Source organism: Paraburkholderia sp. BR14320 (assembly GCF_040948665.1).
Classification (GTDB): domain Bacteria; phylum Pseudomonadota; class Gammaproteobacteria; order Burkholderiales; family Burkholderiaceae; genus Paraburkholderia; species Paraburkholderia youngii.
The window spans coordinates 167,037-187,771 of sequence record NZ_JBFPKG010000006.1; the positions used below are offsets into that span (position 1 = coordinate 167,037).

Annotated in this window: 27 protein-coding genes and 1 tRNA gene; 14 read left to right on the forward strand and 14 right to left on the reverse strand. The window is 64.7% G+C overall.

What is annotated here, in order from left to right; genetic code table 11:
- The first annotated feature begins 182 nt into the window (after window positions 1–182).
- Window positions 183–467, forward strand: a complete 285-nt coding sequence (locus AB3X89_RS08805; RefSeq protein ID WP_368582819.1) for a DUF1488 domain-containing protein — start codon at window positions 183–185, stop codon at window positions 465–467.
- A 42-nt stretch (window positions 468–509) separates the two neighbouring features.
- Here the strand turns inward: AB3X89_RS08805 and AB3X89_RS08810 are convergent, their stop codons facing one another.
- Window positions 510–1,484, reverse strand: a complete 975-nt coding sequence (locus AB3X89_RS08810) for an NAD-dependent epimerase/dehydratase family protein (protein WP_368582821.1) — start codon at window positions 1,482–1,484, stop codon at window positions 510–512.
- Window positions 1,485–1,628: 144 nt separating this feature from the next.
- Between AB3X89_RS08810 and AB3X89_RS08815 the strand changes: the two genes are divergently transcribed.
- Complete coding sequence (locus AB3X89_RS08815; RefSeq protein WP_368582822.1) at window positions 1,629–2,462, forward strand: TetR/AcrR family transcriptional regulator; 834 nt, start codon at window positions 1,629–1,631, stop codon at window positions 2,460–2,462.
- 46 nt (window positions 2,463–2,508) lie between these two features.
- Window positions 2,509–3,645, forward strand: coding sequence for an enoyl-CoA hydratase/isomerase family protein (locus AB3X89_RS08820; RefSeq protein WP_368582823.1), 1,137 nt, complete (start codon window positions 2,509–2,511; stop codon window positions 3,643–3,645).
- A 75-nt stretch (window positions 3,646–3,720) separates the two neighbouring features.
- Here AB3X89_RS08820 and AB3X89_RS08825 read toward each other — a convergent pair whose 3' ends face one another.
- Complete coding sequence (locus AB3X89_RS08825) at window positions 3,721–4,146, reverse strand: hypothetical protein (protein ID WP_368582824.1); 426 nt, start codon at window positions 4,144–4,146, stop codon at window positions 3,721–3,723.
- Window positions 4,147–4,308: 162 nt separating this feature from the next.
- Window positions 4,309–4,581, reverse strand: a complete 273-nt coding sequence (locus AB3X89_RS08830; RefSeq protein ID WP_368582825.1) for a hypothetical protein — start codon at window positions 4,579–4,581, stop codon at window positions 4,309–4,311.
- A gap of 89 nt (window positions 4,582–4,670) precedes the next feature.
- On the opposite strand from AB3X89_RS08830, the gene ssuD reads away from it, so the two are divergent.
- The 4 genes from ssuD to AB3X89_RS08850 all read left to right on the forward strand — a co-directional run bounded on the left by ssuD (window position 4,671) and on the right by AB3X89_RS08850 (window position 7,985).
- On the forward strand, window positions 4,671–5,831 hold the full coding sequence (gene ssuD / locus AB3X89_RS08835) for an FMNH2-dependent alkanesulfonate monooxygenase (protein WP_368582826.1): 1,161 nt from the start codon (window positions 4,671–4,673) through the stop codon (window positions 5,829–5,831).
- A gap of 25 nt (window positions 5,832–5,856) precedes the next feature.
- On the forward strand, window positions 5,857–6,705 hold the full coding sequence (gene ssuC, locus AB3X89_RS08840) for an aliphatic sulfonate ABC transporter permease SsuC (RefSeq protein WP_368582827.1): 849 nt from the start codon (window positions 5,857–5,859) through the stop codon (window positions 6,703–6,705).
- Window positions 6,702–7,703 carry an ATP-binding cassette domain-containing protein gene (locus tag AB3X89_RS08845; protein WP_368582828.1) on the forward strand — a complete coding sequence of 334 codons (1,002 nt, stop codon included), beginning with the start codon at window positions 6,702–6,704 and terminating at the stop codon, window positions 7,701–7,703. Before ssuC ends, AB3X89_RS08845 begins: the two co-directional genes overlap by 4 nt.
- 66 nt (window positions 7,704–7,769) lie before the next feature.
- Entirely contained in the window at window positions 7,770–7,985 is a 216-nt protein-coding gene (locus AB3X89_RS08850; RefSeq protein WP_008922916.1) for a molybdopterin-binding protein, read from the forward strand.
- Window positions 7,986–8,020: 35 nt separating this feature from the next.
- Here AB3X89_RS08850 and AB3X89_RS08855 read toward each other — a convergent pair whose 3' ends face one another.
- Window positions 8,021–8,281, reverse strand: a complete 261-nt coding sequence (locus AB3X89_RS08855) for a hypothetical protein (protein WP_368582829.1) — start codon at window positions 8,279–8,281, stop codon at window positions 8,021–8,023.
- Between the two features lie 158 nt (window positions 8,282–8,439).
- Here AB3X89_RS08855 and AB3X89_RS08860 point away from each other — a divergent pair, with 158 nt between their 5' ends.
- Both AB3X89_RS08860 and AB3X89_RS08865 read left to right on the forward strand, forming a co-directional pair.
- Window positions 8,440–8,637, forward strand: coding sequence for a hypothetical protein (locus AB3X89_RS08860; protein WP_013089281.1), 198 nt, complete (start codon window positions 8,440–8,442; stop codon window positions 8,635–8,637).
- A gap of 119 nt (window positions 8,638–8,756) precedes the next feature.
- A complete protein-coding gene (locus AB3X89_RS08865; RefSeq protein WP_368582831.1) occupies window positions 8,757–8,999 on the forward strand; it encodes a DUF6566 family protein in 243 nt (80 codons plus the stop codon).
- A gap of 157 nt (window positions 9,000–9,156) precedes the next feature.
- Here AB3X89_RS08865 and AB3X89_RS08870 read toward each other — a convergent pair whose 3' ends face one another.
- The 4 genes from AB3X89_RS08870 to AB3X89_RS08885 all read right to left on the reverse strand — a co-directional run bounded on the left by AB3X89_RS08870 (window position 9,157) and on the right by AB3X89_RS08885 (window position 11,458).
- Window positions 9,157–9,426 carry a hypothetical protein gene (locus AB3X89_RS08870; RefSeq protein WP_368582832.1) on the reverse strand — a complete coding sequence of 90 codons (270 nt, stop codon included), beginning with the start codon at window positions 9,424–9,426 and terminating at the stop codon, window positions 9,157–9,159.
- 352 nt (window positions 9,427–9,778) lie between these two features.
- Window positions 9,779–9,854 (reverse strand) — tRNA-His (locus tag AB3X89_RS08875).
- 89 nt (window positions 9,855–9,943) lie between these two features.
- A complete protein-coding gene (dusA, locus tag AB3X89_RS08880) occupies window positions 9,944–10,945 on the reverse strand; it encodes a tRNA dihydrouridine(20/20a) synthase DusA (protein ID WP_368582834.1) in 1,002 nt (333 codons plus the stop codon).
- Window positions 10,946–11,086: 141 nt separating this feature from the next.
- Window positions 11,087–11,458: a hypothetical protein gene (locus tag AB3X89_RS08885; RefSeq protein ID WP_368582835.1), complete on the reverse strand. Its 372-nt coding sequence runs from the start codon at window positions 11,456–11,458 to the stop codon at window positions 11,087–11,089.
- A gap of 390 nt (window positions 11,459–11,848) precedes the next feature.
- On the opposite strand from AB3X89_RS08885, the gene AB3X89_RS08890 reads away from it, so the two are divergent.
- Complete coding sequence (locus AB3X89_RS08890) at window positions 11,849–12,082, forward strand: hypothetical protein (protein ID WP_368582836.1); 234 nt, start codon at window positions 11,849–11,851, stop codon at window positions 12,080–12,082.
- Here the strand turns inward: AB3X89_RS08890 and AB3X89_RS08895 are convergent.
- On the reverse strand, window positions 12,058–12,303 hold the full coding sequence (locus AB3X89_RS08895; RefSeq protein ID WP_176367880.1) for a hypothetical protein: 246 nt from the start codon (window positions 12,301–12,303) through the stop codon (window positions 12,058–12,060). The genes AB3X89_RS08890 and AB3X89_RS08895 overlap by 25 nt on opposite strands.
- 246 nt (window positions 12,304–12,549) lie before the next feature.
- Window positions 12,550–12,777, reverse strand: a complete 228-nt coding sequence (locus AB3X89_RS08900) for a DUF3820 family protein (RefSeq protein WP_368582837.1) — start codon at window positions 12,775–12,777, stop codon at window positions 12,550–12,552.
- A gap of 169 nt (window positions 12,778–12,946) precedes the next feature.
- Here AB3X89_RS08900 and AB3X89_RS08905 point away from each other — a divergent pair, with 169 nt between their 5' ends.
- A complete protein-coding gene (locus tag AB3X89_RS08905) occupies window positions 12,947–13,999 on the forward strand; it encodes an NADP(H)-dependent aldo-keto reductase (RefSeq protein WP_176377901.1) in 1,053 nt (350 codons plus the stop codon).
- 102 nt (window positions 14,000–14,101) lie between these two features.
- Here AB3X89_RS08905 and AB3X89_RS08910 read toward each other — a convergent pair whose 3' ends face one another.
- The gene (locus AB3X89_RS08910; RefSeq protein WP_368582839.1) at window positions 14,102–15,526 is read right to left on the reverse strand and encodes a M20 family metallopeptidase; all 1,425 of its coding nucleotides are present in this window, start codon (window positions 15,524–15,526) and stop codon (window positions 14,102–14,104) included.
- A 208-nt stretch (window positions 15,527–15,734) separates the two neighbouring features.
- Here AB3X89_RS08910 and AB3X89_RS08915 point away from each other — a divergent pair, with 208 nt between their 5' ends.
- Both AB3X89_RS08915 and AB3X89_RS08920 read left to right on the forward strand, forming a co-directional pair.
- Window positions 15,735–16,718: a LysR family transcriptional regulator gene (locus AB3X89_RS08915; RefSeq protein ID WP_368582840.1), complete on the forward strand. Its 984-nt coding sequence runs from the start codon at window positions 15,735–15,737 to the stop codon at window positions 16,716–16,718.
- A gap of 281 nt (window positions 16,719–16,999) precedes the next feature.
- Window positions 17,000–17,422, forward strand: a complete 423-nt coding sequence (locus AB3X89_RS08920; protein ID WP_013089291.1) for a hypothetical protein — start codon at window positions 17,000–17,002, stop codon at window positions 17,420–17,422.
- A 47-nt stretch (window positions 17,423–17,469) separates the two neighbouring features.
- Here AB3X89_RS08920 and AB3X89_RS08925 read toward each other — a convergent pair whose 3' ends face one another.
- On the reverse strand, window positions 17,470–18,297 hold the full coding sequence (locus tag AB3X89_RS08925) for an ABC transporter permease (RefSeq protein ID WP_368582841.1): 828 nt from the start codon (window positions 18,295–18,297) through the stop codon (window positions 17,470–17,472).
- A gap of 19 nt (window positions 18,298–18,316) precedes the next feature.
- The gene (gene nodI, locus AB3X89_RS08930; RefSeq protein WP_368582842.1) at window positions 18,317–19,231 is read right to left on the reverse strand and encodes a nodulation factor ABC transporter ATP-binding protein NodI; all 915 of its coding nucleotides are present in this window, start codon (window positions 19,229–19,231) and stop codon (window positions 18,317–18,319) included.
- 341 nt (window positions 19,232–19,572) lie between these two features.
- On the opposite strand from nodI, the gene AB3X89_RS08935 reads away from it, so the two are divergent.
- A complete protein-coding gene (locus AB3X89_RS08935) occupies window positions 19,573–20,040 on the forward strand; it encodes a universal stress protein (protein ID WP_062122949.1) in 468 nt (155 codons plus the stop codon).
- Window positions 20,041–20,111: 71 nt separating this feature from the next.
- Here AB3X89_RS08935 and AB3X89_RS08940 read toward each other — a convergent pair whose 3' ends face one another.
- The gene (locus AB3X89_RS08940; protein WP_368582843.1) at window positions 20,112–20,729 is read right to left on the reverse strand and encodes a DUF2939 domain-containing protein; all 618 of its coding nucleotides are present in this window, start codon (window positions 20,727–20,729) and stop codon (window positions 20,112–20,114) included.
- Window positions 20,730–20,735 lie beyond the last annotated feature (6 nt).

Below are 20,735 nucleotides of genomic sequence, written 5' to 3' on the forward strand. Positions count from 1 at the left end.
CGCGCGAAGGGCCGGCCGAAGCACTCGCCACCGTAGCGCGCGATGCCCTGAATCAGGCGCCCGCGCACGCTGGACCGTGATCCGGCGGCGCGAGTACCATAGCGGGACCCGCGAGGATCGGCGGCGCATAGCGGCCTTCCTCGCGTGCTACGTTCCCGCCGCCACCTTTTGACGAGGCGACCATGGAAATCCGTTTTCCCGAAGACGCGCCTGCTTACCGCGACTCCAACCTGACCGTCGTGTTTTCCGCGCTGGTGGACGGTCAGCCGGTGCCGTGCGCGATCTCGGTGGAAGCGCTCGAGGATCATTTCGGCGCTTACAGCGAGGACCTCGACGGCTGGCTGCGTGCGTTCGATGCGGGCCGGCCGCGCATCGAGGCCGTTGCGCGCGAGCATTTGCAGATCAGCAACGGCACACCCGTGCTACTCAAGAGTGGTCATTTTCCGCCCGGGCAGATGGCAGGCTGAGCGGAACTGTCCTTCCGCCAACGCATCGCCAACGCGTTGCCGCTAATTCACGCCGTGCACCGGCACTGCCTCGCGCGCCGCTTCGAAGCACCGCCTGATCCCTTCCTGATACGAAGTTTTGTTGAGCGGCCCGATCAACGTGGCCAGCGCCGAATCATCGAGCACGACAGGCTCGGTCAACAGATAGTTCATCTCGACCAGTTCGCGCATCAGCGGATTGAATAACCCGAGCACGCGCAGCATGCCCTTGCCGGCCACCATCAGCTTCGGCTCGCGGCCCGCGAGCGCGTACGCCTCGCGTGCCACTTCCCGCTGCGTGATCGTGCCGGCGCCCCCGAGATGCCACCAGCGGCCGTAAGCCTCGGGCGTGCGCGTGAGTCGTTCGACCACGGGACCGACATCCGGCAGAAAGATGAATTCGTGCGGTACGTCGATGGGACCGAGCACCTGCGCGCGCTTACCGGTAGCGGCGCCAACGAAGACACCGTGCAACAGGCTGCGCTCAACCCCCGGTCCGTAGAAATCGGGCAGCCGCAATACCAGCGTTTCGAGACCTTTCTGGCCATGCGCGGCCAGCACGAGCTTTTCCTGTTCGAGCCGCATGCGGCCCTTGAACGTATGCGGCTCGCGCGGATGATCTTCGTGGATCGGATTGCCGCGCGCGCGGCCATACGGATAGACGGTGCCGATCAGAATGAAGCGCTCGACGCCGGCGGCCGTCACGCCAGCCAGCGTTTTCTCCATCAACGGCGGGTGCTGCGCGAACTGGTCGTAAGGCACGCCGACGAGGTAGATCACGGTCTGCAGACCGGCGGCAGCGGCGCGGATCGAGGCGGGGTCGTCGGGGTTCCAGGTGACGATCTCCGCGTGCGGGTCGTCACCGAAGGTCCGTTGCAATGCCTCGCGTGAGCGGCCGACCACCCGATAATCGCGGCCCGCCGCACCAAGCGCCGCGGCAATGCTTTGACCCGCCGCGCCCGCGGCACCGAATAAACCGACCTTTCCCGTGGCTTGCATGACGACTCCTTCAGATGGCGGCGCGACCTCGTCGCGTGCGCTCGTGGCTATTCCGTTGACTGACGAAAATTTACTAAACGACGTTCAGTAAACGGTGTTCAGTTTAAATTGACTTTTCAGTTTGTCAACCTGAAAATTCGGGTCATGGGAATCGCTGAACGAAAACACCGCCAGAAACAGGCGCTGCGCGAACGCATCCTCGATGCCGCGCGGCGCATCGTCGTGCGCGAAGGCTTTGCCGCGCTGTCGATGCGCAAGATCGCCGACGCAATCGAATATTCGCCCGCCACGTTGTATCTGCATTTCGCGAGTCGCGACGACATCGCGCGGGCCTTGTGCGAGGAGGGCTACGCGCAGTTGCTCGCGAGCTTCGTGCCGCTCGTGCACATCGCAGATCCCGCCGAACGGCTGAAGGCGCTCGGGCGCGCGTACGTCGCGTTCGGCGTCGAGCATCCGGAAACGTACCGGCTGATTTTCATGGAGGATCCGAGCTATACGGGCGCGGCGCTCGGTGGCGCGGCGGCTGCTGGCAAAGACGGCGGCAACGCGGAAGATGCAAGCGCGAACGGCGGGACCGGTGGTTCAACCGCGTCCCGAGGCAACGCCGACGACGACCCCGGCGACGCTGCGCTGCGCATCATGATCGACGCGCTCGACGAATTGCAAGCAGCGGGGCGTCTGTCGGCGTCGGTTGCATCGATGGAGTCGGCCGTGTGGGCCGAAGCGTTGTGGGCGAGTCTGCATGGCATCGTCGCGTTGAATCTCACGTGTCCGGTGTTTCCGAGTGCGCCGCTCGAGACGCTCGTCGGCGTCACGCTCGACGCATGGCTCGGCGCGCCGCAGCCCGTGGCAGCGGGCGCATCGAAGAGCGCCGCAGTGCGCGGCAAGAAAACCGTCGCGCGGCGCCACTCCGAACCTGCCGAATCCCCGGACACGGCCCCGAAGCCCGTCACCAAACGCAAAGCGGCAGGCACGTGATAACGTTCAGTTCCACGTCAACCCGCGCCGCCGCGCCCAGTTCTCCATGTCCACGTCCGCCTCGCCCGCCACTAGCGACGAAATCGCGACCCACGTAACCAACCGCATCGGTTTCATCGAACTGGAGCGGCCGAAAGCGCTGAACGCGCTGTCGACCGGCATGATCCGCGCGATCCATGCGGCGCTCGACCAGTGGCGCGACGACCCCGAGGTGCTGGCCGTCGTCGTGCGCAGCCGGCATGAGCGCGCGTTCTGCGCGGGCGGCGACATCCGCTTCATGTACGAGGCGGCGCAACGCGGCGACCAGCAGGCACGCGACACGTTCTTCAGCGAGGAATACCGCCTCAATCACGCGATCTTCGTGTACCCGAAACCGTATATCGCGTTGATGAACGGCATCGTGATGGGCGGCGGCATGGGCATTTCGCAGGGCGCGCATCGCACCGGCGGCCTGCGCGTCGTCACGCAATCGACGAAGATGGCGATGCCCGAAACGCGTATCGGCCTTTTTCCGGACGTCGGTGCGAGCTGGTTTCTCGCGCGCACGCCCGGCGCGATCGGTCGCTATCTTGCGGTGACGGGCGAGACGATCGGCGCGGCCGACGCGTTGTACGCGGGCCTCGCCGATGTCTATATTGACGACGCGGCGTTGCCCGCGCTCGTCGCTATGTTGAGCCGCGATGAGTTCGAGCGCGGCGCGGATGTGGTTGCATGCGTCGAGCGCGAGACGCTCGCGTATCAAGTCTCGCCGCAGCCCGAGGAGAGTGCGCTCGCGAAGGCGCGCCCGTTGATCGACCGGCATTTCGCGCTGCCCGACGTCGCGCGGATACTCGCGTCGCTCGAACAGGAACGCGAGCGCGGCGGCGACTCGGCCGAGTGGGCCGAGCGGACGATCGCGGTGCTGCGCGAGCGCTCGCCGCTGTCGATGGCGGTCTCGCTCGAAGTGGTCACGCGCGCGGAAGGGTCGATGGCCGATGTGCTGCGTGTCGATCTCGATCTGACTCGCTCGAGCTTCCTGCTCGGCGATACGGTGGAAGGCATTCGCGCGCGCATCATCGACAAGGACAACGCGCCGCGCTGGCGTTTCGCGCGCATCGAGGACGTCGACCAGGCCGATGTGGAGAAGATGTTCGACAGTCCGTGGCCGGCGGACGGACACCCGCTAGCCGCGCTGCGCGGGTGAACGTGCACTGAGCGCGCCGTCTCCCGAACCCGCCCGCGCGAATCTACGCGTTGCGCGAACTGACGCGCTACGCGCTTATTCCTCAGCCTCGCTCGCCATGAACGCGCGCATGAACACGAGCGCGCCCCAGCCCCACATCGCATTGGCCGCGAAGCCCACTGCGAGGCGCGGCAGCATGTTGCCGCTCGGCCAGATGCCGCGCAGCGGATCGACGACGAACACGCTCGCGGCCGTCAGCACGATGCCACCGAACACGAACGCCGGTACCCACGGCGCGTGCCGATGCGGCGCGACGCGCAGCAGCCACGCCATCAGCACGGCCCAGAACGAGCTCCAGATTGCGTTCGCGATGAATTCAGGCAGGCCGAGCGGCAAAAACGGCGCGGTCGAAAAACCTGTGGGGTCGATCATGCCGGCGGCGTGCATCAGCGCCAGCGTCGATTCGCGGAAGAACAAGGAAGCCAGAAAACCGGCGACGAACGGCAGAATTATTTTGTGCATGCATTGCACCGGCAACGTACTGGCGACGCGAATCGCAAGGCCTGTACCGGGTGATTGGAAACGAGCGCCATTATATCGATCGGGGTGCGGCGGCCGGGGCCGCGTGTGTAAAGCGCAACAACCGTATGCGGTAGCGCCGGGCTAATCACGAAAGCGGAATTCCTAAGCTAAAAAAAATCGTTCAAAAGCCGCGGACCGCTCCATAGACTGTTTCCTCATGCAGACGGCGCCGGTGTCGCCGTCATCCGTTGAATCGAGCGCACCACGCGCACGTTGGTCGAGGAAAACCGTCGCCATGTCGAGCCTCATGCCGAATCTTCGTTGCAGCAGGGCCCGCGCGTGGTCGTGTCCGCGGTGTCGTCCGCCCGGCGCATAGGCTTTCAGCGCTTTTGCCGGTGGCCTGAGTCCACCGTCCGTTTCGCAATCCTTCAACACGTCGCAGCGCCTTGCCGATTGCCGGCTCGATGCGTGCGGCCGGCGCTCGCGCCCACCGTTTTCTTTCAAGAGCAGGCAGGAGCAACAACATGAATGTGTTCTGGTTCATTCCGACTCACGGCGACAGCCGCTATCTCGGTACGTCCCAAGGCGCACGCGCAGCCGATTACGACTACTTCCGGCAGATCGCCGTCGCCGCCGATACGCTCGGCTACGAGGGCGTGCTGCTGCCGACCGGCCGCTCGTGCGAGGACGCCTGGGTCGTCGCGTCGAGCCTGATTCCCGCGACGCAGCGGCTCAAGTTCCTCGTCGCGATTCGCCCGGGACTGTCGTCGCCGGGACTCGCCGCACGCATGGCGGCGACGTTCGACAGGCTGTCGAACGGGCGGCTGCTGATCAACGTGGTGACGGGCGGCGACGCGGCCGAACTGGCCGGCGACGGCGTGTTCGTCGATCACGACACGCGCTACGAAATCACCGACGAATTCCTGCATATCTGGCGCAAGCTGCTTACGGCCTCGCACAGCAACGAAGCGATCGATTTCGACGGCGAGCATCTGCAGTCGAAGGGCGGCAAGGCGCTGTATCCGCCGGTGCAGAACCCGCATCCGCCGCTGTGGTTCGGCGGCTCGTCGGCGGCCGCGCACGAGATCGCGGCCGAGCACATCGATACCTATCTGACGTGGGGCGAGCCGCCCGAAGCGGTCGCGAAGAAGATCGCGGACATTCGCGCACGCGCCGCGGCACGCGGCCGGCAGATCCGCTTCGGCATCCGTCTGCACGTGATCGTGCGCGAGACCGAGGAAGAAGCGTGGGCCGCCGCTGACAAGCTGATCAGCAAGCTCGACGACGACACGGTTGCGCGTGCGCAGGCGTCGTTCGCGAAGATGGATTCCGAAGGGCAGCGCCGCATGGCCGCGCTGCACGGCGGCAAGCGCGGCGGGCGCGAGCAGCTCGAGGTCTATCCGAATCTGTGGGCGGGCGTCGGGCTCGTGCGCGGCGGCGCGGGCACCGCGCTGGTCGGTAGTCCGGAGCAGGTGGCCGCGCGTATGAAGGAGTACGCGGCGCTCGGCATCGAGACGTTCATCCTGTCCGGCTATCCGCATCTCGAGGAAACCTACCGCTTCGCCGAACTCGTGTTTCCGCTGCTGCCGCAACGCTTGAGCAAGGTCGCCAACGGGCCGCTGTCGGGACCGTTCGGCGAAATCGTCGGGACCAGCGATCTGCCGAAGGCGGCGAGCGCGAGCTGATCGACCGGCAAGGAGAAAAGCCAACATGAGTGACACTGCTTTGAGCGCGGCCACGGGGGCAACCCCGCAGCCCGCGTCCAACGCCCGCGCTGCCGCGTTGCGCCGTTTCGGCGCGCATCTGGTGCCGTGGCTCGCGCCGATCGCGATCCTGCTCGCGTGGGAAATCGCCGCGCGCAGCGGCGCGCTCTCGACACGCGTGCTGCCCGAGCCGCTCGCGGTCGTGAAGGCCGCATGGTCGCTGATCCAGTCCGGCGAAATGTGGGCGGATGTGAAGGTCAGCACCTGGCGCGCGGTGTCCGGTTTCGCGATCGGCGGCGGCATCGGCCTCGTGCTCGGACTCGCGACGGGTTTGTTCAAGCCCGCGGAAATCGTGCTCGATTCGACGGTGCAGATGATTCGCAACATTCCCGCGCTGGCGATGATTCCGCTCGTGATCCTGTGGTTCGGTATCGAGGAACAGGCGAAGGTGTTCCTCGTCGCGCTCGGCGTGTTCTTCCCGGTCTATGTGAACACGTTCCACGGCATCCGTTCGGTCGATGCGAACCTGATCGAGATGGCGCGCAGTTATGGCGTCAAAGGTTTCGCGCTGTACCGCCACGTGATCCTGCCGGGCGCGCTGCCGTCGATTCTGGTCGGCGTGCGCTTCGCGTTCGGCCTGATGTGGGTCACGCTGATCGTCGCCGAGACGATTTCCGCTCAATCGGGCATCGGCTACATGACGATGAACGCGCGCGAATTCCTGCAAACCGATGTGGTGGTGGTCGGCATTCTGCTGTACGCGGCGCTCGGCAAGCTCGCGGACATGCTCGCGAAGAGCCTCGAGCGCGTGTCGCTGCGCTGGCATCCGGCCTATCAGCGAGGAGCAAAAGCATGAGCGCAACGACGCTAGCGACGACGTTCGGCGGCATCGCCGGCAGCGACCTCGAGACCGAACTCGCGCAGCCGCGGCTCGCGGATCACGACGCCAACGAGGCCGCGGAGACTGAGCGGGACGGGGCGGCCGGCTCGCGACCCGTCATCGCACTGACCCGTAGCGACGCGCGCCCAGCAAGCGACTACGCGGTGCAGTTGCGCGGTGTCGGCAAACGCTATGGCGAGCGCGAGGTACTGTCGGGCTTCGATCTGTCGATCGAACGGGGCAGCTTCGTCGCGATCGTCGGCCGCAGCGGCTGCGGCAAGTCGACGTTGCTGCGACTCGTCGCCGGTCTCGAAGAAGCCAGCTCGGGCGTGCTCGAAAAACGCGCCGGTAATGGCGGTCCGCTCGACACCCGCATCATGTTTCAGGATGCGCGTCTGCTGCCGTGGAAAAGCGTGCTGCAGAACGTGATGCTCGGCCTCGGCCGCGGCCGAGGCGCGCGCGACGATGCGCGCGCGGTGCTCGCCGAAGTCGGCCTGCTCGAACGCGCGAACGACTGGCCCGCGCAACTCTCGGGCGGTCAGCGGCAGCGCGTCGCGCTCGCGCGGGCGCTCGTGCATCGTCCGCAATTGCTGCTGCTCGACGAGCCGCTCGGTGCGCTCGATGCGTTGACGCGCATCGAAATGCACACGCTGATCGAACGGCTGTGGCGTGAGCATCGCTTCACCGCGCTGCTCGTCACACACGACGTGCACGAAGCCGTCGCGCTCGGCGACCGGATTCTGCTGATCGAGGACGGCCGCATCGCGCTCGATCAGCCGGTCGCGCTTGCGCGGCCGCGTGCGCGGGCGTCGGCGGGCTTCGCGGCGCTCGAAGACCACGTGCTGCAACGCGTACTGAAAAACGCGCCGAACGACGACACGCTCGCGCATCGCGCGTACGAGGCCTATGACCCGTACGGCCTGCCGGAACCGGGCCGTCTGACGCGGCCGACCGAGGTGCGCTGGGCCGTCTGAGCTTTCCAGCAAGTCGATCCCATTTGATCCATTCCGTTATCAACCGCTTCTGTGGAGTCATCTGAAATGAGCATTTCCGCCATCAACGTGCGCAATCAGTTCAAAGGCAAGGTCAAGGAAATCATCCGCGGCTCGGTGGTGTCCGAAGTCGACGTGGAGACGCCGTTCGGCATCGTTACATCGGTGATCACGACGCGCTCGGTCGACGAACTCGAACTGAAAGTCGGCTCGGAGGTAGTCGCGCTGGTGAAGTCGACCGAGGTGTCGATCGCGCGGCTTTGATCACGTTGCGCTAGTGCGAGCGGCGTGCGCGGCGGCTACTTCGCGTTTGCGCCGCTTGCCGGCGGCTCGTGCGACATGTGGTCGTTGGTCGGCTTCGCCGGTCGCTTGATCGGCATGTTGTCCGGGTTGCTCGAACCCCCGGCGCCCGATGCCGCCTCGGGCGGTTTGACCATCGGCGCATGGCTTTCCGGCGGCGCGCTGGACGCCGTCTGCGCGACGGCGTTCACACCGCTCGCGAGCAGCGCCGCCAGCGCTGCAGCAGTGGCCGTTACAGTGGCCCAATTGCCTCGCTTCATGTCGTTCTCCTTCGATGTCGCGCGTCGTTTGTAGACACGCGGCTGTGTGCACAATTCACTAGTAGCAGACCGTGTTCCGGGGCCGCTGCGCACGCGGCACGCCTGCATCCGCCGATGAAACTTGCTACGATGAATTGAGCATTCCGACGGAGACGGCCATGTCGAAGTCCTTGAGTCCCGAAGCGGTCGAAGCGTTGCGGCGTCTGAACGACGTCGGCGTCGGACAGACGGCGCCCGAAGTCGCGCAGTCCGTCGCGGCGGAGTTGCTGGCATGCGACCTCGTTGCCGAAGCGGGCAGCGGTGGGGTCGAAATCAACTGCAACGGCCGGCAGTATCTTTCCGGCGACTGCAACTGATCTGCTGCTAGGCGGCCGGCCGCATGGCGGGGGTGAAGAGCGAGGCGGCGCGTCGCGGGTGAGTCGCGCGCGTTCGTTTCGTTCATTTGCCCGCGATCAGCGAAACCACGGAGACGAACATGGAGCCGAAGGGCGTCGACATGGGCGACTACGAGGCGCGCTATGGCGACTATGACATCGAGGTGGCCGTCGAACAGGTGCTGACCGGCGTCAAGGCGCATTTCCGCGTGCTGCGCGACGATTCGACGGTGGTCGACTGGCAACTCGTGCATATCGATAGCTTGTGGTCCACCGAGAATGCGGCCGCCCAGGCGGCTTTTAGCGCGGCGCGCGAGTTGATCGATGCGGGGCTGGCAAGCTAAGGCGGATAGCCGGATCGCGACGGAAGGATGCCGGGCGCACTAGAGCCGGCCGGCGTAAACGCAACTGGGCGCCGGCATCGATACTGCATGCGCGGCGCCCAGTTTGATCGCTGCCTTCAGCGGCAGCGGATCTGACGGTACTGCTACTGCTGGTGGCTTAGTGGCCGAAGTACACCGATTGCGGGCCCGACTTGGGTTCGCTGCGCGAGCCCGATTGGGTCGACACGCTATTCACGCCACCGTACGCATTCGATTGAGCGTCGGCGCGTTCCGCAGCGACGGTCTGCGCGTTCTGGCCTTGTTGCGAAGCCGGCGCGCCAACCGACGGACGATAGTACGGCGCCGGACCATAGCCGCTTGCGAAAGCGGGAGCGGCGATCGAGGCGGAAGCGGCAACCAGCAGGGCGGCGATAAACTTGGTCTTCATGGTAGGACTCCGATAACGTTTCGACTGCATTTCAGGAAGATGTTGCAGGAGCCAGTGAACCAGGTGTCTGCAACGTCGATGGAAGGCAGTGTATACCCCTACTATCGAGAATTTGTGCCGATAATCTGAAATTACTATTCCCGGCGAAGAAACAATCGTTCAGACGTAAGCGCGGCAAGGCAGAGCGGGGATCCGGCCCCGTTGGCCAAACGGTTTTTTGCGGCTCGGAACAGGGCGGGAAGGAGCGGTGCGGGCCCGGAAGACCGCACGTTCATCATGGGAAACGGGAAAAGCGGCCAGCAAAACAAAAACGGCGTTGTGATTGCTCACAACGCCGTTTGCTTGAATTCTTTGGGGTGGCTGATGGGACTCGAACCCACGACGACAGGAATCACAATCCTGGACTCTACCAACTGAGCTACAGCCACCACTAACATCCGCTTGACTTGCTTTAAAAACCTGTCTCGCCGACGAAGAAACGAGATTATAGGGACTAGATTTTGGTTTGCCTAGTCCTTTATTCAAAAACTTCGAGAGGCTCGCGCAGATGCTGTCTCGCTTCGTCGAAGATGGTCAGATCGCGGGCCGCAAGCCGCTTGCTGTCGGACAAAACGCGACGCCAACCGCGCGCGCCCGCTTCGCCGCGATACAGCCCGAGCGCATGGCGCGTGATCGCGCCGAGATAGGTGCCGCGCGCCATTTCGGTCGCGCAATACTCGATCAGTTTCGCTTCGACCTGGTCGCGCGTCAGCGGCAGTTGCGTCGACCCATAGAAGCGCGCGTCGACATCGGCGAGCACGTACGGGTTGTGATACGCCTCGCGACCGAGCATCACGCCGTCGACGTGCTGAAGATGCATGTCGACTTCGTCGAGCGTCTTGATGCCGCCATTGATGATGATCTCCAACTGCGGAAAATCGCGCTTCAGCTGATACGCGTAGTCGTACTTGAGCGGCGGGATCTCGCGGTTTTCCTTCGGGCTCAAGCCCTTCAGGATCGCGTTGCGCGCATGAACGATAAACACCTCGCAGCCCGCTTGCGCGATCATGCCGACGAAATCGCGGACGAAGCCGTATTCCTCGACCGTATCCACACCGATGCGGTGCTTGACCGTGACCGGCACCGATACGACGTCGCGCATCGCCTTCACGCAATCGGCGACGAGTTGCGGCTCGTTCATCAGGCATGCGCCGAACGCGCCGCGTTGCACGCGCTCGGACGGGCAGCCGCAATTCAGGTTGATTTCGTCATAGCCCCATTGCTCGCCGAGCTTTGCCGAACGCGCGAGATCGTCAGGCTCGCTGCCGCCGAGTTGCAGCGCGACCGGCGCTTCTTCGGGCGTGAAAGCGAGATGACGCGCCACATCGCCGTGCAGCAGCGCACCGGTCGTCACCATTTCCGTGTAAAGCCACGTATGGCGCGAAATCATTCGATGCAGCGAGCGGCAATGACGATCCGTCCAGTCCATCATCGGGGCAACGGACACGCGGCGAGGGCTGGGAGTGCGGGGTAAAGACATGGAACGGCCGAGCGGGCTTGAATCAAAACGATAATTTTACCGCAAGGCCAGAAACCGCCGGGCGCGCTGAAGCCGTGTCACTGTCGCGACGGGGGCGGACACCGGTTCGTCGATGCATCAAGACCTCAATGCCTGAATGCCTCAGTGTCCGTGTCCCCCCATTCCGCCACCACCGGTCCACGCGCTGCCGCCGCCGTGCATGCCGCCGAAGCCGCCACCGTGCCATCCGCCGGTCCCGCCATGCCATCCGCCGTGGCCGCCGTGCCAACCACCGCCATGCCATCCGCCATGCCCGCCGTGCCAATAGCCATGTCCGTAATAGCAGCATGGGCCGCCAAAACCGCCGTAGAAACCAACCGAGCCGTACACCGGCCCGTAGTAAGGCGGTCCGTACGCGTAGGGATAATAGGGTTGCGCATAGCCGTAGTCCGCTGGCGGCGCGACGGCGCATCCAGTGACGCTCGCTGCTACGGCCGCCGCTAGCAGCGTCATCGATGCAATGAGCCTGGTCACGATTTTCTCCTCCAAGTAAACCTGAGAAAGACCGCGCGCAACGGAGTTCAGCCGCGTTTGTGTCCGAGCGTTACCGGCGTTGGCGCGGCGCTCCGCGCTCAGGGCCGCGACCATGCGAGCCGTTGCCGCGACGCTCGACCTTTCCGCCAATCTTCCCGCGTCTAATCGAACGGCGCTGCGGTAACACTTCGTTAATCATTCGAAACGCTACTCAAGGGCAGCGCTGCTAACTTCCGCCGGACGATTCGTCTCTTGAGTCGCAAGCGATGCGACGTCGAGGCGTTGAACAAAGCGGACGCGGCGCAGTAGGGCGCGCTCGGCGCGGACTAACTGTCATCGCACCTACGGTCAGTCGACGGCGCACTGACGGCGCGTTCTTCCCCGGGCGCGATGCTCGAGATCGCGTACGAGGAACTGGTCGATGATTTCGAAGCGAACGCACTCGCATTTCCTGAGACGACGCGGCCTGTGAGCACCGCGAGTTCGGCGCAGGTGCGCCGGCCGTTGTACCGCACGTCGATGCGGCGCTGGCAGCCGCGACGCGAATTGCTCGAACCGCTATGGGAAGTTTTCGGCGCCGAGCTGACGGCGGCCGACGCTCAGTGCGCGATCACCGACACGTGATGCAGCCACGGGTACACGCCGGCAATGAACGCCGCGTAGATCGCCGCCATCGTCACGCCGGCGGCCGTGCCCCAAACGTCGCGCGACGCCGCGCCCTGGCGGAAATGCACGGGCAGTCCGACCACGACGTAGCCGATCACGAAGAACAGGATGACCGCGCGCACCGGCGACAGATCGTGACCGATGAAGTCGAGCAATGCGGACAGGTTGAATTGCGACATGGATACAGGCAGTCACGAAGGCGGGGGATCGCACGGCGCCGGAACACAAGGAAACAGTGGAGCGAACGATGACTGAACCGCTTCACTATCGACGTTCCACAGCGCGACGACCTATGCCGATTAAAGGCCATGCAAACGCGATCCGCAAGGAAAAAACCTGTATGAATTCGGACTGCCCGACATTGCTTGCAGCTTGCCTGCGCCGCGACTTTCAGCGGGCTTGGCAACGCTTTCACGCTGACGGATTCAGCCCTCGTTGGGCTTCGGTTTGCGCAACGGATCGAGCAGCGGTTTCAAACCGTTGTGATCGATCTCGTGCATCAACGCGAGCAGCCGGCCGATCTCGCCGGGCGGAAAGCCCTGGCTCGCGAACCAGTTCAAATAGTGCCCGGGCAGGTCGGCGATCACGCGGCCTTTATATTTCCCGTAGGGCATCACGCGCGTGACCAGCAATTCGAGGTGTTCGTGATTCATGGCAACGAAGTCATGATGAAGCGAGCGTCTTGAGCGCAAAGCATGTACTGCGCAACTCGCCAGGCGGCGCGCAGCAACGCATGGCCCCGCATTCTAGCCTTGCTGCAGGTAATGCGCCGGCGTGGTAACGTCTGCGCTTTCCGTTCACCTCTTCAACAGGACAAGTTAGATGGAATACCGCAGACTCGGCGACTCCGACGTGCAGGTCAGCCTGATTGGTCTCGGCACGATGACGTGGGGCGAGCAGAACACCGAGCAGGAAGCGCACGCGCAGATCGACTACGCGCTCGATCACGGCGTGAACCTGATCGACACCGCCGAAATGTATCCGGTGCCGCCGCGCGCGGAAACGCAAGGTTCGACGGAGCGCTACATCGGCACGTGGCTCGCGCAGCACAAGAGCGCGCGCGAGAAGATCGTGCTCGCCACCAAGATCGCGGGTCCCGCGCGTCAGCCGCACAATCCGCGTCATATTCGCGGCGAAGGGAACCAGTTCGACCGCAAGAATCTGACCGAGGCGCTCAACGACAGCCTCAAACGTCTGCAGACGGATTACGTCGATCTGTATCAGCTGCACTGGCCCGATCGCAGCACGATGACCTTCGGCCGTGCGTCGTATCCGTGGGTCGACGACGCGTACACGGTGCCGATCGAGGAAACGCTGACGGTGCTCGCCGAATTCGTGAAGGCTGGCAAGGTGCGCCATGTCGGCGTGTCGAACGAAACGCCGTGGGGTGTCGCACAGTTTCTGCGCGCGGCCGAAAAACTCGGCTTGCCGCGCATCGTCAGCATCCAGAATCCGTACAGCCTGTTGAACCGCACCTACGAAGCGGGTCTGTCCGAGTACGCGCATCGCGACAATATCGGTCTGCTCGCGTATTCGCCGCTCGCGTTCGGCTGGCTGTCGGGCAAGTACGAAGGCGGCGCGCGTCCGGCCGGCGCACGCATCACGCTGTTCGAGCGCTTCGCGCGCTACAGCAAGCCGCAAGCCGTGCAGGCGACCACGCGTTATGTCGAGCTCGCGAAGCGCCACGGCATGTCGCCCGCGCAATTCGCGCTCGCGTTCGTCAATAGCCGGCCGTTCGTGACCAGCAATCTGATCGGCGCGACGTCGCTCGAGCAGTTGAAGGAGAACATCGCCAGCGCGGACGTGAAGCTGTCGCCCGAAGTGCTTGCGGAAATCGACAAGCTGCACGAGCTGCAGCCGAATCCGGCGCCTTGATGTCGATGTCGATGTAAGCGCGACCCGCTTGCCGCGGTGGCCCCGGTCGAATGTCGGGGCCGGCCGCGGCAGGCACAGCGAATCAATCGGCGCTAGCCGAACTCAACTCGCGGCCTTTGCCGCATCCACGACCTCGCGCTTCGCCGCAAGCGGCGCATTCTCGCCGAGATCCCAGAACAGTCCCGCCATCATCTGCAGGCCCTCGCGCACCACCGGGCCGAGAAGATGCTCGTTCGGCGCATGCTGCGAGCAGGCCGGATAGGAATGCGGCACCCAGATCGTCGGCAGACCGAGCGTGTCGGCGAATACCTCGTTCGGCAGCGTGCCGCCGAGATTCGGCAGTAGCGCAGTCTTCTTGCCGGTGGTCGCTTCTAGCGACGCGAGCGCCCATCTGACCCACGGATCGTCCGGATCGAGCCGCGTGGCCGGTGCGCCGCGTTCGACGTCGATTTCGACCAGCTGAAAGCCGTGCGCATCGAGATGCGCGCGCAGATGCTTGGCGAGGTTTTCCCAATCGGTGCCGACCACGAAACGCAACTGGCAGACCGCGAACGCCGACGGCGGAATCGCGTTGACCGGGTTCTCCGGATTGCCCGCCTTGAAGGCCAGCACTTCGAAGCTGTTCCAGCCGAACACGCGCTCGGGCGCGGAAAGACCCGGTTCGCCCCAGTTGTCGTCGACGGTCGGGTCGCCGGGACCGTCGCCCACCGTGATGTCGGCAAGCGCGCGGCGCACGGCCTCGGGGATCGGCGGCGGACGCAGGCCGTCGACTGCGATCACGCCGCGCGCATCGACCAGACTCGCGAGCGCGTTGGCGAGCACCGTCGCCGGATTGCGCAGCAGGCCACCCCAGTTGCCCGAGTGATGCGCGCCGTCGCGGAGATTGAGCGACAGCTTGAAATTGACCGCGCCCCGCGAGCCGAGAAACACGGTCGGACGACGCGCGGCGAGACGCGGGCCGTCGGAGGCGATCAGCACGTCGGCGGCGAGCTCGTCGCGGTGCGCGCGGCAGATCGCATCGAGCCCCGGCGAGCCCGTTTCCTCGCCCATTTCGATCAACAGCTTCGTGTTGAAGCCGAGCTTGCCGTCGCGCGCGGCGAGCGTGCACGCGAGCGCGGCGAGGTTGATCGAGTGCTGGCCTTTGTTGTCGGCGGTGCCGCGACCGAACCAGCGCTCGCCTTCGACGGTCACCGCCCACGGCGTCAGCGGCGCGCGCCACTGGGTGTCGTAACCGCGCACGACGTCGCCGTGGCCATAGATCAGCACGGTCGGCAGATGATCGCCTTCGTGACGGTTCGCGATCAGGAACGGACCGAAGCCATCGACCGGGTTATCGACGATGCGCGTGCCGAAGCCGAGGCGCTCCGCTGCGGGTTGGATTTCGTCGGTCAGATAAGACAGCAGCAGCGCGCCGCGATCGCTTTCCTGGCTTTCGGTGCGAATGCCGACGCGGCGGTTCAGGTCGGCGAGAAAAGCGCCGGATTCAAAGTGCCGGGTGGCAAGCTCGATCGCCTGGTTGCGGCTCATGTCGGTGTCTCCAATGCGGGGGATGGGTGAGGCCGGCAGAGAGCCGCGGCCCGATGGCATGGTCTTCGGGCGAATTGCCCGCGATGCCATTGCGACCGATTCTAGAAGCGCGTCATTTTTGTCACAATGATCATGTTTCGAAGCTTGCATTGCCGCAAAGGCAAAGCGTCGCTACACCATTGCAACCGATTCAATCGAGGCGTCCCGGATGGCACGTTCACTGCATGGCATCGCGTTGCGTTATTTCGTCGAAGTCGCGCGCAGCGGTTCGCTGAGCGACGCATCCGAACGGCTGCATGTCGCGGTATCGGCGCTTAGCCGGCAGATCGCGCGGCTCGAGGGCGAACTCGGTGTCACGCTGTTCGAGCGGCGTCCGCGCGGCATGGCGCTGTCCGAGGCCGGCGAGCGGCTGCTCGCCTACGCACAACGCAGCCTGCTCGAAGCCGAGCACGTGATGAAGGAGCTAAGCGGCCTCGCGAGTCTGCACGGCAGCCGGATCAAGATCGCAACGGCCGAGGGCTTCGCGGTCGACTTCCTGCCCACCGCGATCGCGGATTTCCGCGCCGAGCACCCCGGCATCGATTTCACGCTGACCGTGATGTCGCCGGCCGACGCGACCCGCCATGTGCGCGACGGTGACGTCGACATCGCGTTGTCGTTCAGCCTCGCGCCGGAGAAGGGCGTCAAGGTGGAGCACACCGAACGCGCGCCGGTGTTCGTGCTGGTGCGCGCCGATCATCCGCTCGCGGCGCGCGCGAAGCTGTCGCTCGCCGAGGTGAGCGGTTATCCGCTGGTGTTGTCGGAGACTGGCACAACGCTTCGCCAGTTGATCGACATCACCTGCGCGCTCGAAGGCATCCTGCTCGAGCCGGACCTGATCTGCAACAACAGCGGCGCGAGCTATCGCTATGCGCAGAAGTCCGGCGCGATCATGTTCACGGGGCTGCTGTCGGTGCGCGACCGCTATGCGGCCGACGGCTTCGTCGTGATTCCGCTGACCGACCCGCAGATGCGCCAGCGCAGCATCCAGGTGCAGACGATGGCGGGACGCGAGTTGCCGCCGTCGGTGCGGGCGTTTCGCGACCATCTGATCGCGCGGATCGCGGATCCGAAGCCGGCCGGGGCGCAGGCGTCGAAGGCGGACCGAGGGCGCGGCAACCGCACGCCGCGGCGTCCGCGAGCCGATGCATGAAATGCGACACATGCCACGCAATAAGCGGCAAATGTTCTCCCTGAATCCGAATCACGACCTAAACTGTGGTGGACGGCAAGGACGGCCCTGAAAAAACGGCCCTGATGGTGCGCGCCACGATCGGGGGAAACGGCAGAACGATGGCAGTCGAAGCGCGGACCGGCCGCGCAGCCCGCGATGCTGCAATGCACACAAGCGGCAATAGATGGACCCAAAAAGAAACGCGGCGCGTCGTCCCAATGGCGCGTTGCCCACAACAGAGCGATAGGACCAACACATCCATGGCGCAACAGAAAACCAATCCGAAACTCGAGCAGGCGCTCACGCGCGGCGATCTCGCGATCCGCCAGGCCAACTCGGCGAGAGCGACCGCGCTGTTGCGTGCGCTCGCCAAGATGATCGTCGATGCGTCGGCGACCATCGGCGTGGAAGCCTTCACATTGATTCACGACGGCGACAAGATCTACGATCCCGCCGATGGTCTGTGGCCGCAGGCGTTGCTGATCTCGCTCGACGGTCCGGTCGAGGACGCCGATCCCGACGAATTGCGCACGGTGCGGCTGATCGCGGATGATCCGGCCACCGTGTTCCGGGTCGAATGGCAGCGCGCCGATGGCAAGATCGGTCGTCACGAGGGCGGCCCGTTCGCGACGGTCGCGTTCATCTCCGACGTCGACATTCCGTGGACCGATGACGAGGACTGAGCGCGCGACGGTAGCAAACGCGCAGAGCGACGACCGGCGCGTTCGGCTCACTTCATCATGCGGCGCCGAAACAGGATCGCCGACACGATAAAGCCGCCGACTGCATACGCGGCGAGCACGCTCACATGCAGCGCCGCGTGCTCCATCGGCCGGCCGAGCATCGCTGGGCGCATCAGATCGACCGCATTGGCGAGCGGCAGCGCGGCGGTCACCGCTTGCGCGGCGCCGGGCAACTGCGAGATCGGAAAGAACACGCCGGAGAGGAGCAGCATCGGCGTGAGTACGAGGGTCTGATAGAACATGAAAAAGTCGTACGACGGCGCGAGCGCCGTCACGATCATCGCGAGGCTCGCGAACGCGAGACCGGCCAGCACGATGACCGGCAGCGCGAGCAGCATCGACGGAAAACTCGCATAGCCGAGCGCGCCCGCTACCAGCATGATCGCGACACCCGACAACACCGATTTGCTGGCGGCCCACACCACCTCGCCGAGCACGATATCGCCGAGGGTAAGCGGCGTATGCATGATCGCTTCCCACGTGCGCTGCACGTGCATGCGCGAAAAGCCCGAATACATCGACTCGAAGCTCGCTGACATCATCACGCTCGACGCCACCGTGCCCGCCGCGAGGAACGAGATATACGACACGCCGTCGACGTGCCCGACCATCAGCCCGAGTCCCAAGCCGAGACCGAACAGATAGATCATCGGATCGGCGAGGTTGCCGAACATTGACGCGATCGCGAGCTTCTTCCACACCAGATAGTTGCGGCGCCACACCGCGATCCAGTTCGTGGCGTTGGCGGGGAAGGCGCCGAACGGCTCTTGTGCCGATGGCGTGGCGTCGTGGGTTTCGTAGGTGCGTGCGTCCATCAAGTGCCTCGCTGCGGGTTCAGTCCTGCATTTCGCGGCCGGTGAGCCGCAGAAACACATCTTCGAGATTCGCCGGCCGATGCAGATAGCGCAAATCCGCGCGCTGCTTCAGGCGCATATGCACGGGCTGTGCGTCGTTCACGTAACAGAACAGGGTCTCGCCGCTGATCTCGGTGCGCTCGGCGAGCGGTGCGAGTTCGTCGCGCAATGCAAACGGATCGGGACCGTAGATCTCGATCACGTCGCAGCCGATCTCCGACTCGATCAGCTCGCGCGGCGCGCCTTCGGCGATCTTGCGTCCTTCCTCGATTACGCACAGTCGATGACAAAGCCGTTCGGCTTCTTCCATGAAGTGCGTGGTCAGCAGGATGGTCTTGCCGCGCGCTAGCAGCGATCTCAATCGCTCCCAGATCAGATGGCGCGCTTGCGGGTCGAGACCGGTGGTCGGCTCGTCCATGATCAGCACGTCGGGATCGTTGATCAGCGCGCGTGCGAGCGTGAGGCGCCGCTTCATGCCCCCGGACAGCTCGCTCACGCGCGCGTCCGCCTTGTTCTCGAGGCGGGCGAATTCGAGCAGACCCGGCACCGCCGCGCGACACTGCGCGGCGCTCAGCCCGAAATAGCGGCCGAACACGAGCAGATTTTCACGCACGGTGAAATCGGGATCGAGGTTGTCGAACTGCGGCACCACGCCCACGCGCGAGCGCGCGAGGCGCGCACGGCCCGGGATCGGTTCGCCGCACAGGCGGATCGCGCCGGCGTCGGGCGCCGCGATGCCGAGCAGCATGCGCAGCGTCGTGGTCTTGCCGGCGCCGTTGGGGCCGAGCAGCCCGAAGCATTCGCCGGTATTGACATGAAACGACAAGCCGTCGACGACCGTTTTTTTGCCGTAGCTTTTCCTGACCTGATGGAACTCGATGGGGGCGGCGGGCATGACTCGAGCGAGGCTCCGGGAACAAGACATAACGTACGCACAAGAACAAACAACATACCTGCGACGCACGCATTGCGCACAGGCCGCTTATTCTAGGGTATCGGCCACTGATGCGAGCGGGTGTCCGGGAACGCGTAATGCGTGGGATGCGATGCGTTCGCATACCAAGTTTTGCGGTGCCGCAAACGTGTGCGAACACTGCCTCAGCTGGCCCAACGCTTGTGCAGACGGCGTCAGCACGCACCGACTATGCACTTAGCGTTTTCCATCCCTTGCAAGCCGAATTGCGGCGCACCATGATTGATTCAGACCGCGCTTTCCGCGCGAATGGGAGAAGACAGATGGCGAGCTACCAGAAAATCCTGTTGTGCTACGACGGCTCGCGCGAAGGCCGCAAAGCCCTGCGTTGCGGCGCCGATCTGGCGTTGGACCTGAAGGCGGAAACGCATCTGCTGTCGGTCGTCGACATGCGTTCGAGCATCGCGCAAAGCGCGGGCTTATTGACCGATGTGGCCTGCGGAAGCTTCGAAAAAACGGCCCGCGAAATTCTGCAGGAGGGCGTGAACTGGCTGACCGAGCGGGGCGTGAACGCGCAGGGGCATTTCGCATTTGGTCATCCGATCGACGAGATCGCCAATCTTGCCAACGAGTTGCAGGTTGACCTCGTGGTGGTGGGTCATCGCTGCCGGACCGGTTTGTCGCGGTGGTGGATGGGGGCGGGCAACACGCCGCTGCTCGACCGCGTGTCGTGCAGCATTCTGGTGGCGTGCTCTTCCGCGCAGGAGCAGCAACAGGCGGCCGCGGCGTAACCCGAACAAACCTGACACGCGGCTGGCCGCAATGACCAGCCCGCGCATCCCTTCAGTTCACGGCTTGAACCTCACTCGTTCAGATTGATCGCCGCGAGCTTCCACGTGACCAGACCTTCGCGACGGAAGATGGCCGAATAGTTCGCGTTGCCTTCGCCGCGCCGGTAGGTGACCACAAACTCGTTGAGACTCCGGTAGCCGGCCGTGCTTTGACGCCCGGGCGGCGGCGCGCTTGCCTGCGTGGGGGTGTCGCCCGCGGACGGTGCGGCCGGCGCTTCACCGCCCGCGGCTGGTGGGGCGGACGGTTGCTCGCCCGGTGTGCCGCGCGGCGGCATGCCGTTCAGCAGTGCCGCGACGCCGTCGGGTGTCGCATAGGCATCGACGAGCGGGCCGATCAGTGTCACGCCGATCACCGCGCCGATCGTGGCCATCTTGTTGCCGGCATCCGCTTCGAGCCGGCGCGTCAGCATCGCGCCCACCTGCTGCTTCAGGCTATCGCGTAGCGCGGGGAAGTCGACGTACTGATTGACGGTTTGCACGTCACGCGCGTCTGCCGCGCGTTTCAGATTGTTCACCGCGAGATACGGCGACGCGTAAATAAACCCCAGCGCGGCAATCACGATCACCACGATCAGCGTGATCAGCAGCGGCCGGGTGGCGCTGCCCTGTGTGCGTTTCGGAATGGTCATCGAATG

Bases quoted from the DNA above. Each gene is read 5' to 3' on its own strand.
- AB3X89_RS08815 (WP_368582822.1), top strand. From the start codon at position 1,629: ATGGGAATCGCTGAACGAAAACACCGCCAGAAACAGGCGCTGCGCGAA.
- ssuD (WP_368582826.1), top strand. From the start codon at position 4,671: ATGAATGTGTTCTGGTTCATTCCGACTCACGGCGACAGCCGCTATCTC.
- AB3X89_RS08925 (WP_368582841.1), bottom strand. From the start codon at position 18,297: ATGGACGCACGCACCTACGAAACCCACGACGCCACGCCATCGGCACAA.
- AB3X89_RS08805 (WP_368582819.1), top strand. From the start codon at position 183: ATGGAAATCCGTTTTCCCGAAGACGCGCCTGCTTACCGCGACTCCAAC.
- AB3X89_RS08855 (WP_368582829.1), bottom strand. From the start codon at position 8,281: ATGAAGCGAGGCAATTGGGCCACTGTAACGGCCACTGCTGCAGCGCTG.
- AB3X89_RS08860 (WP_013089281.1), top strand. From the start codon at position 8,440: ATGTCGAAGTCCTTGAGTCCCGAAGCGGTCGAAGCGTTGCGGCGTCTG.
- AB3X89_RS08910 (WP_368582839.1), bottom strand. From the start codon at position 15,526: ATGAGCCGCAACCAGGCGATCGAGCTTGCCACCCGGCACTTTGAATCC.
- AB3X89_RS08810 (WP_368582821.1), bottom strand. From the start codon at position 1,484: ATGCAAGCCACGGGAAAGGTCGGTTTATTCGGTGCCGCGGGCGCGGCG.
- AB3X89_RS08940 (WP_368582843.1), bottom strand. From the start codon at position 20,729: ATGACCATTCCGAAACGCACACAGGGCAGCGCCACCCGGCCGCTGCTG.
- AB3X89_RS08895 (WP_176367880.1), bottom strand. From the start codon at position 12,303: ATGTCGCAATTCAACCTGTCCGCATTGCTCGACTTCATCGGTCACGAT.
- AB3X89_RS08825 (WP_368582824.1), bottom strand. From the start codon at position 4,146: ATGCACAAAATAATTCTGCCGTTCGTCGCCGGTTTTCTGGCTTCCTTG.
- AB3X89_RS08905 (WP_176377901.1), top strand. From the start codon at position 12,947: ATGGAATACCGCAGACTCGGCGACTCCGACGTGCAGGTCAGCCTGATT.
- AB3X89_RS08820 (WP_368582823.1), top strand. From the start codon at position 2,509: ATGTCCACGTCCGCCTCGCCCGCCACTAGCGACGAAATCGCGACCCAC.
- AB3X89_RS08900 (WP_368582837.1), bottom strand. From the start codon at position 12,777: ATGAATCACGAACACCTCGAATTGCTGGTCACGCGCGTGATGCCCTAC.
- AB3X89_RS08920 (WP_013089291.1), top strand. From the start codon at position 17,000: ATGGCGCAACAGAAAACCAATCCGAAACTCGAGCAGGCGCTCACGCGC.
- AB3X89_RS08935 (WP_062122949.1), top strand. From the start codon at position 19,573: ATGGCGAGCTACCAGAAAATCCTGTTGTGCTACGACGGCTCGCGCGAA.
- dusA (WP_368582834.1), bottom strand. From the start codon at position 10,945: ATGTCTTTACCCCGCACTCCCAGCCCTCGCCGCGTGTCCGTTGCCCCG.
- AB3X89_RS08850 (WP_008922916.1), top strand. From the start codon at position 7,770: ATGAGCATTTCCGCCATCAACGTGCGCAATCAGTTCAAAGGCAAGGTC.
- nodI (WP_368582842.1), bottom strand. From the start codon at position 19,231: ATGCCCGCCGCCCCCATCGAGTTCCATCAGGTCAGGAAAAGCTACGGC.
- AB3X89_RS08865 (WP_368582831.1), top strand. From the start codon at position 8,757: ATGGAGCCGAAGGGCGTCGACATGGGCGACTACGAGGCGCGCTATGGC.
- AB3X89_RS08845 (WP_368582828.1), top strand. From the start codon at position 6,702: ATGAGCGCAACGACGCTAGCGACGACGTTCGGCGGCATCGCCGGCAGC.
- AB3X89_RS08915 (WP_368582840.1), top strand. From the start codon at position 15,735: ATGGCACGTTCACTGCATGGCATCGCGTTGCGTTATTTCGTCGAAGTC.
- AB3X89_RS08890 (WP_368582836.1), top strand. From the start codon at position 11,849: ATGCTCGAGATCGCGTACGAGGAACTGGTCGATGATTTCGAAGCGAAC.
- ssuC (WP_368582827.1), top strand. From the start codon at position 5,857: ATGAGTGACACTGCTTTGAGCGCGGCCACGGGGGCAACCCCGCAGCCC.
- AB3X89_RS08870 (WP_368582832.1), bottom strand. From the start codon at position 9,426: ATGAAGACCAAGTTTATCGCCGCCCTGCTGGTTGCCGCTTCCGCCTCG.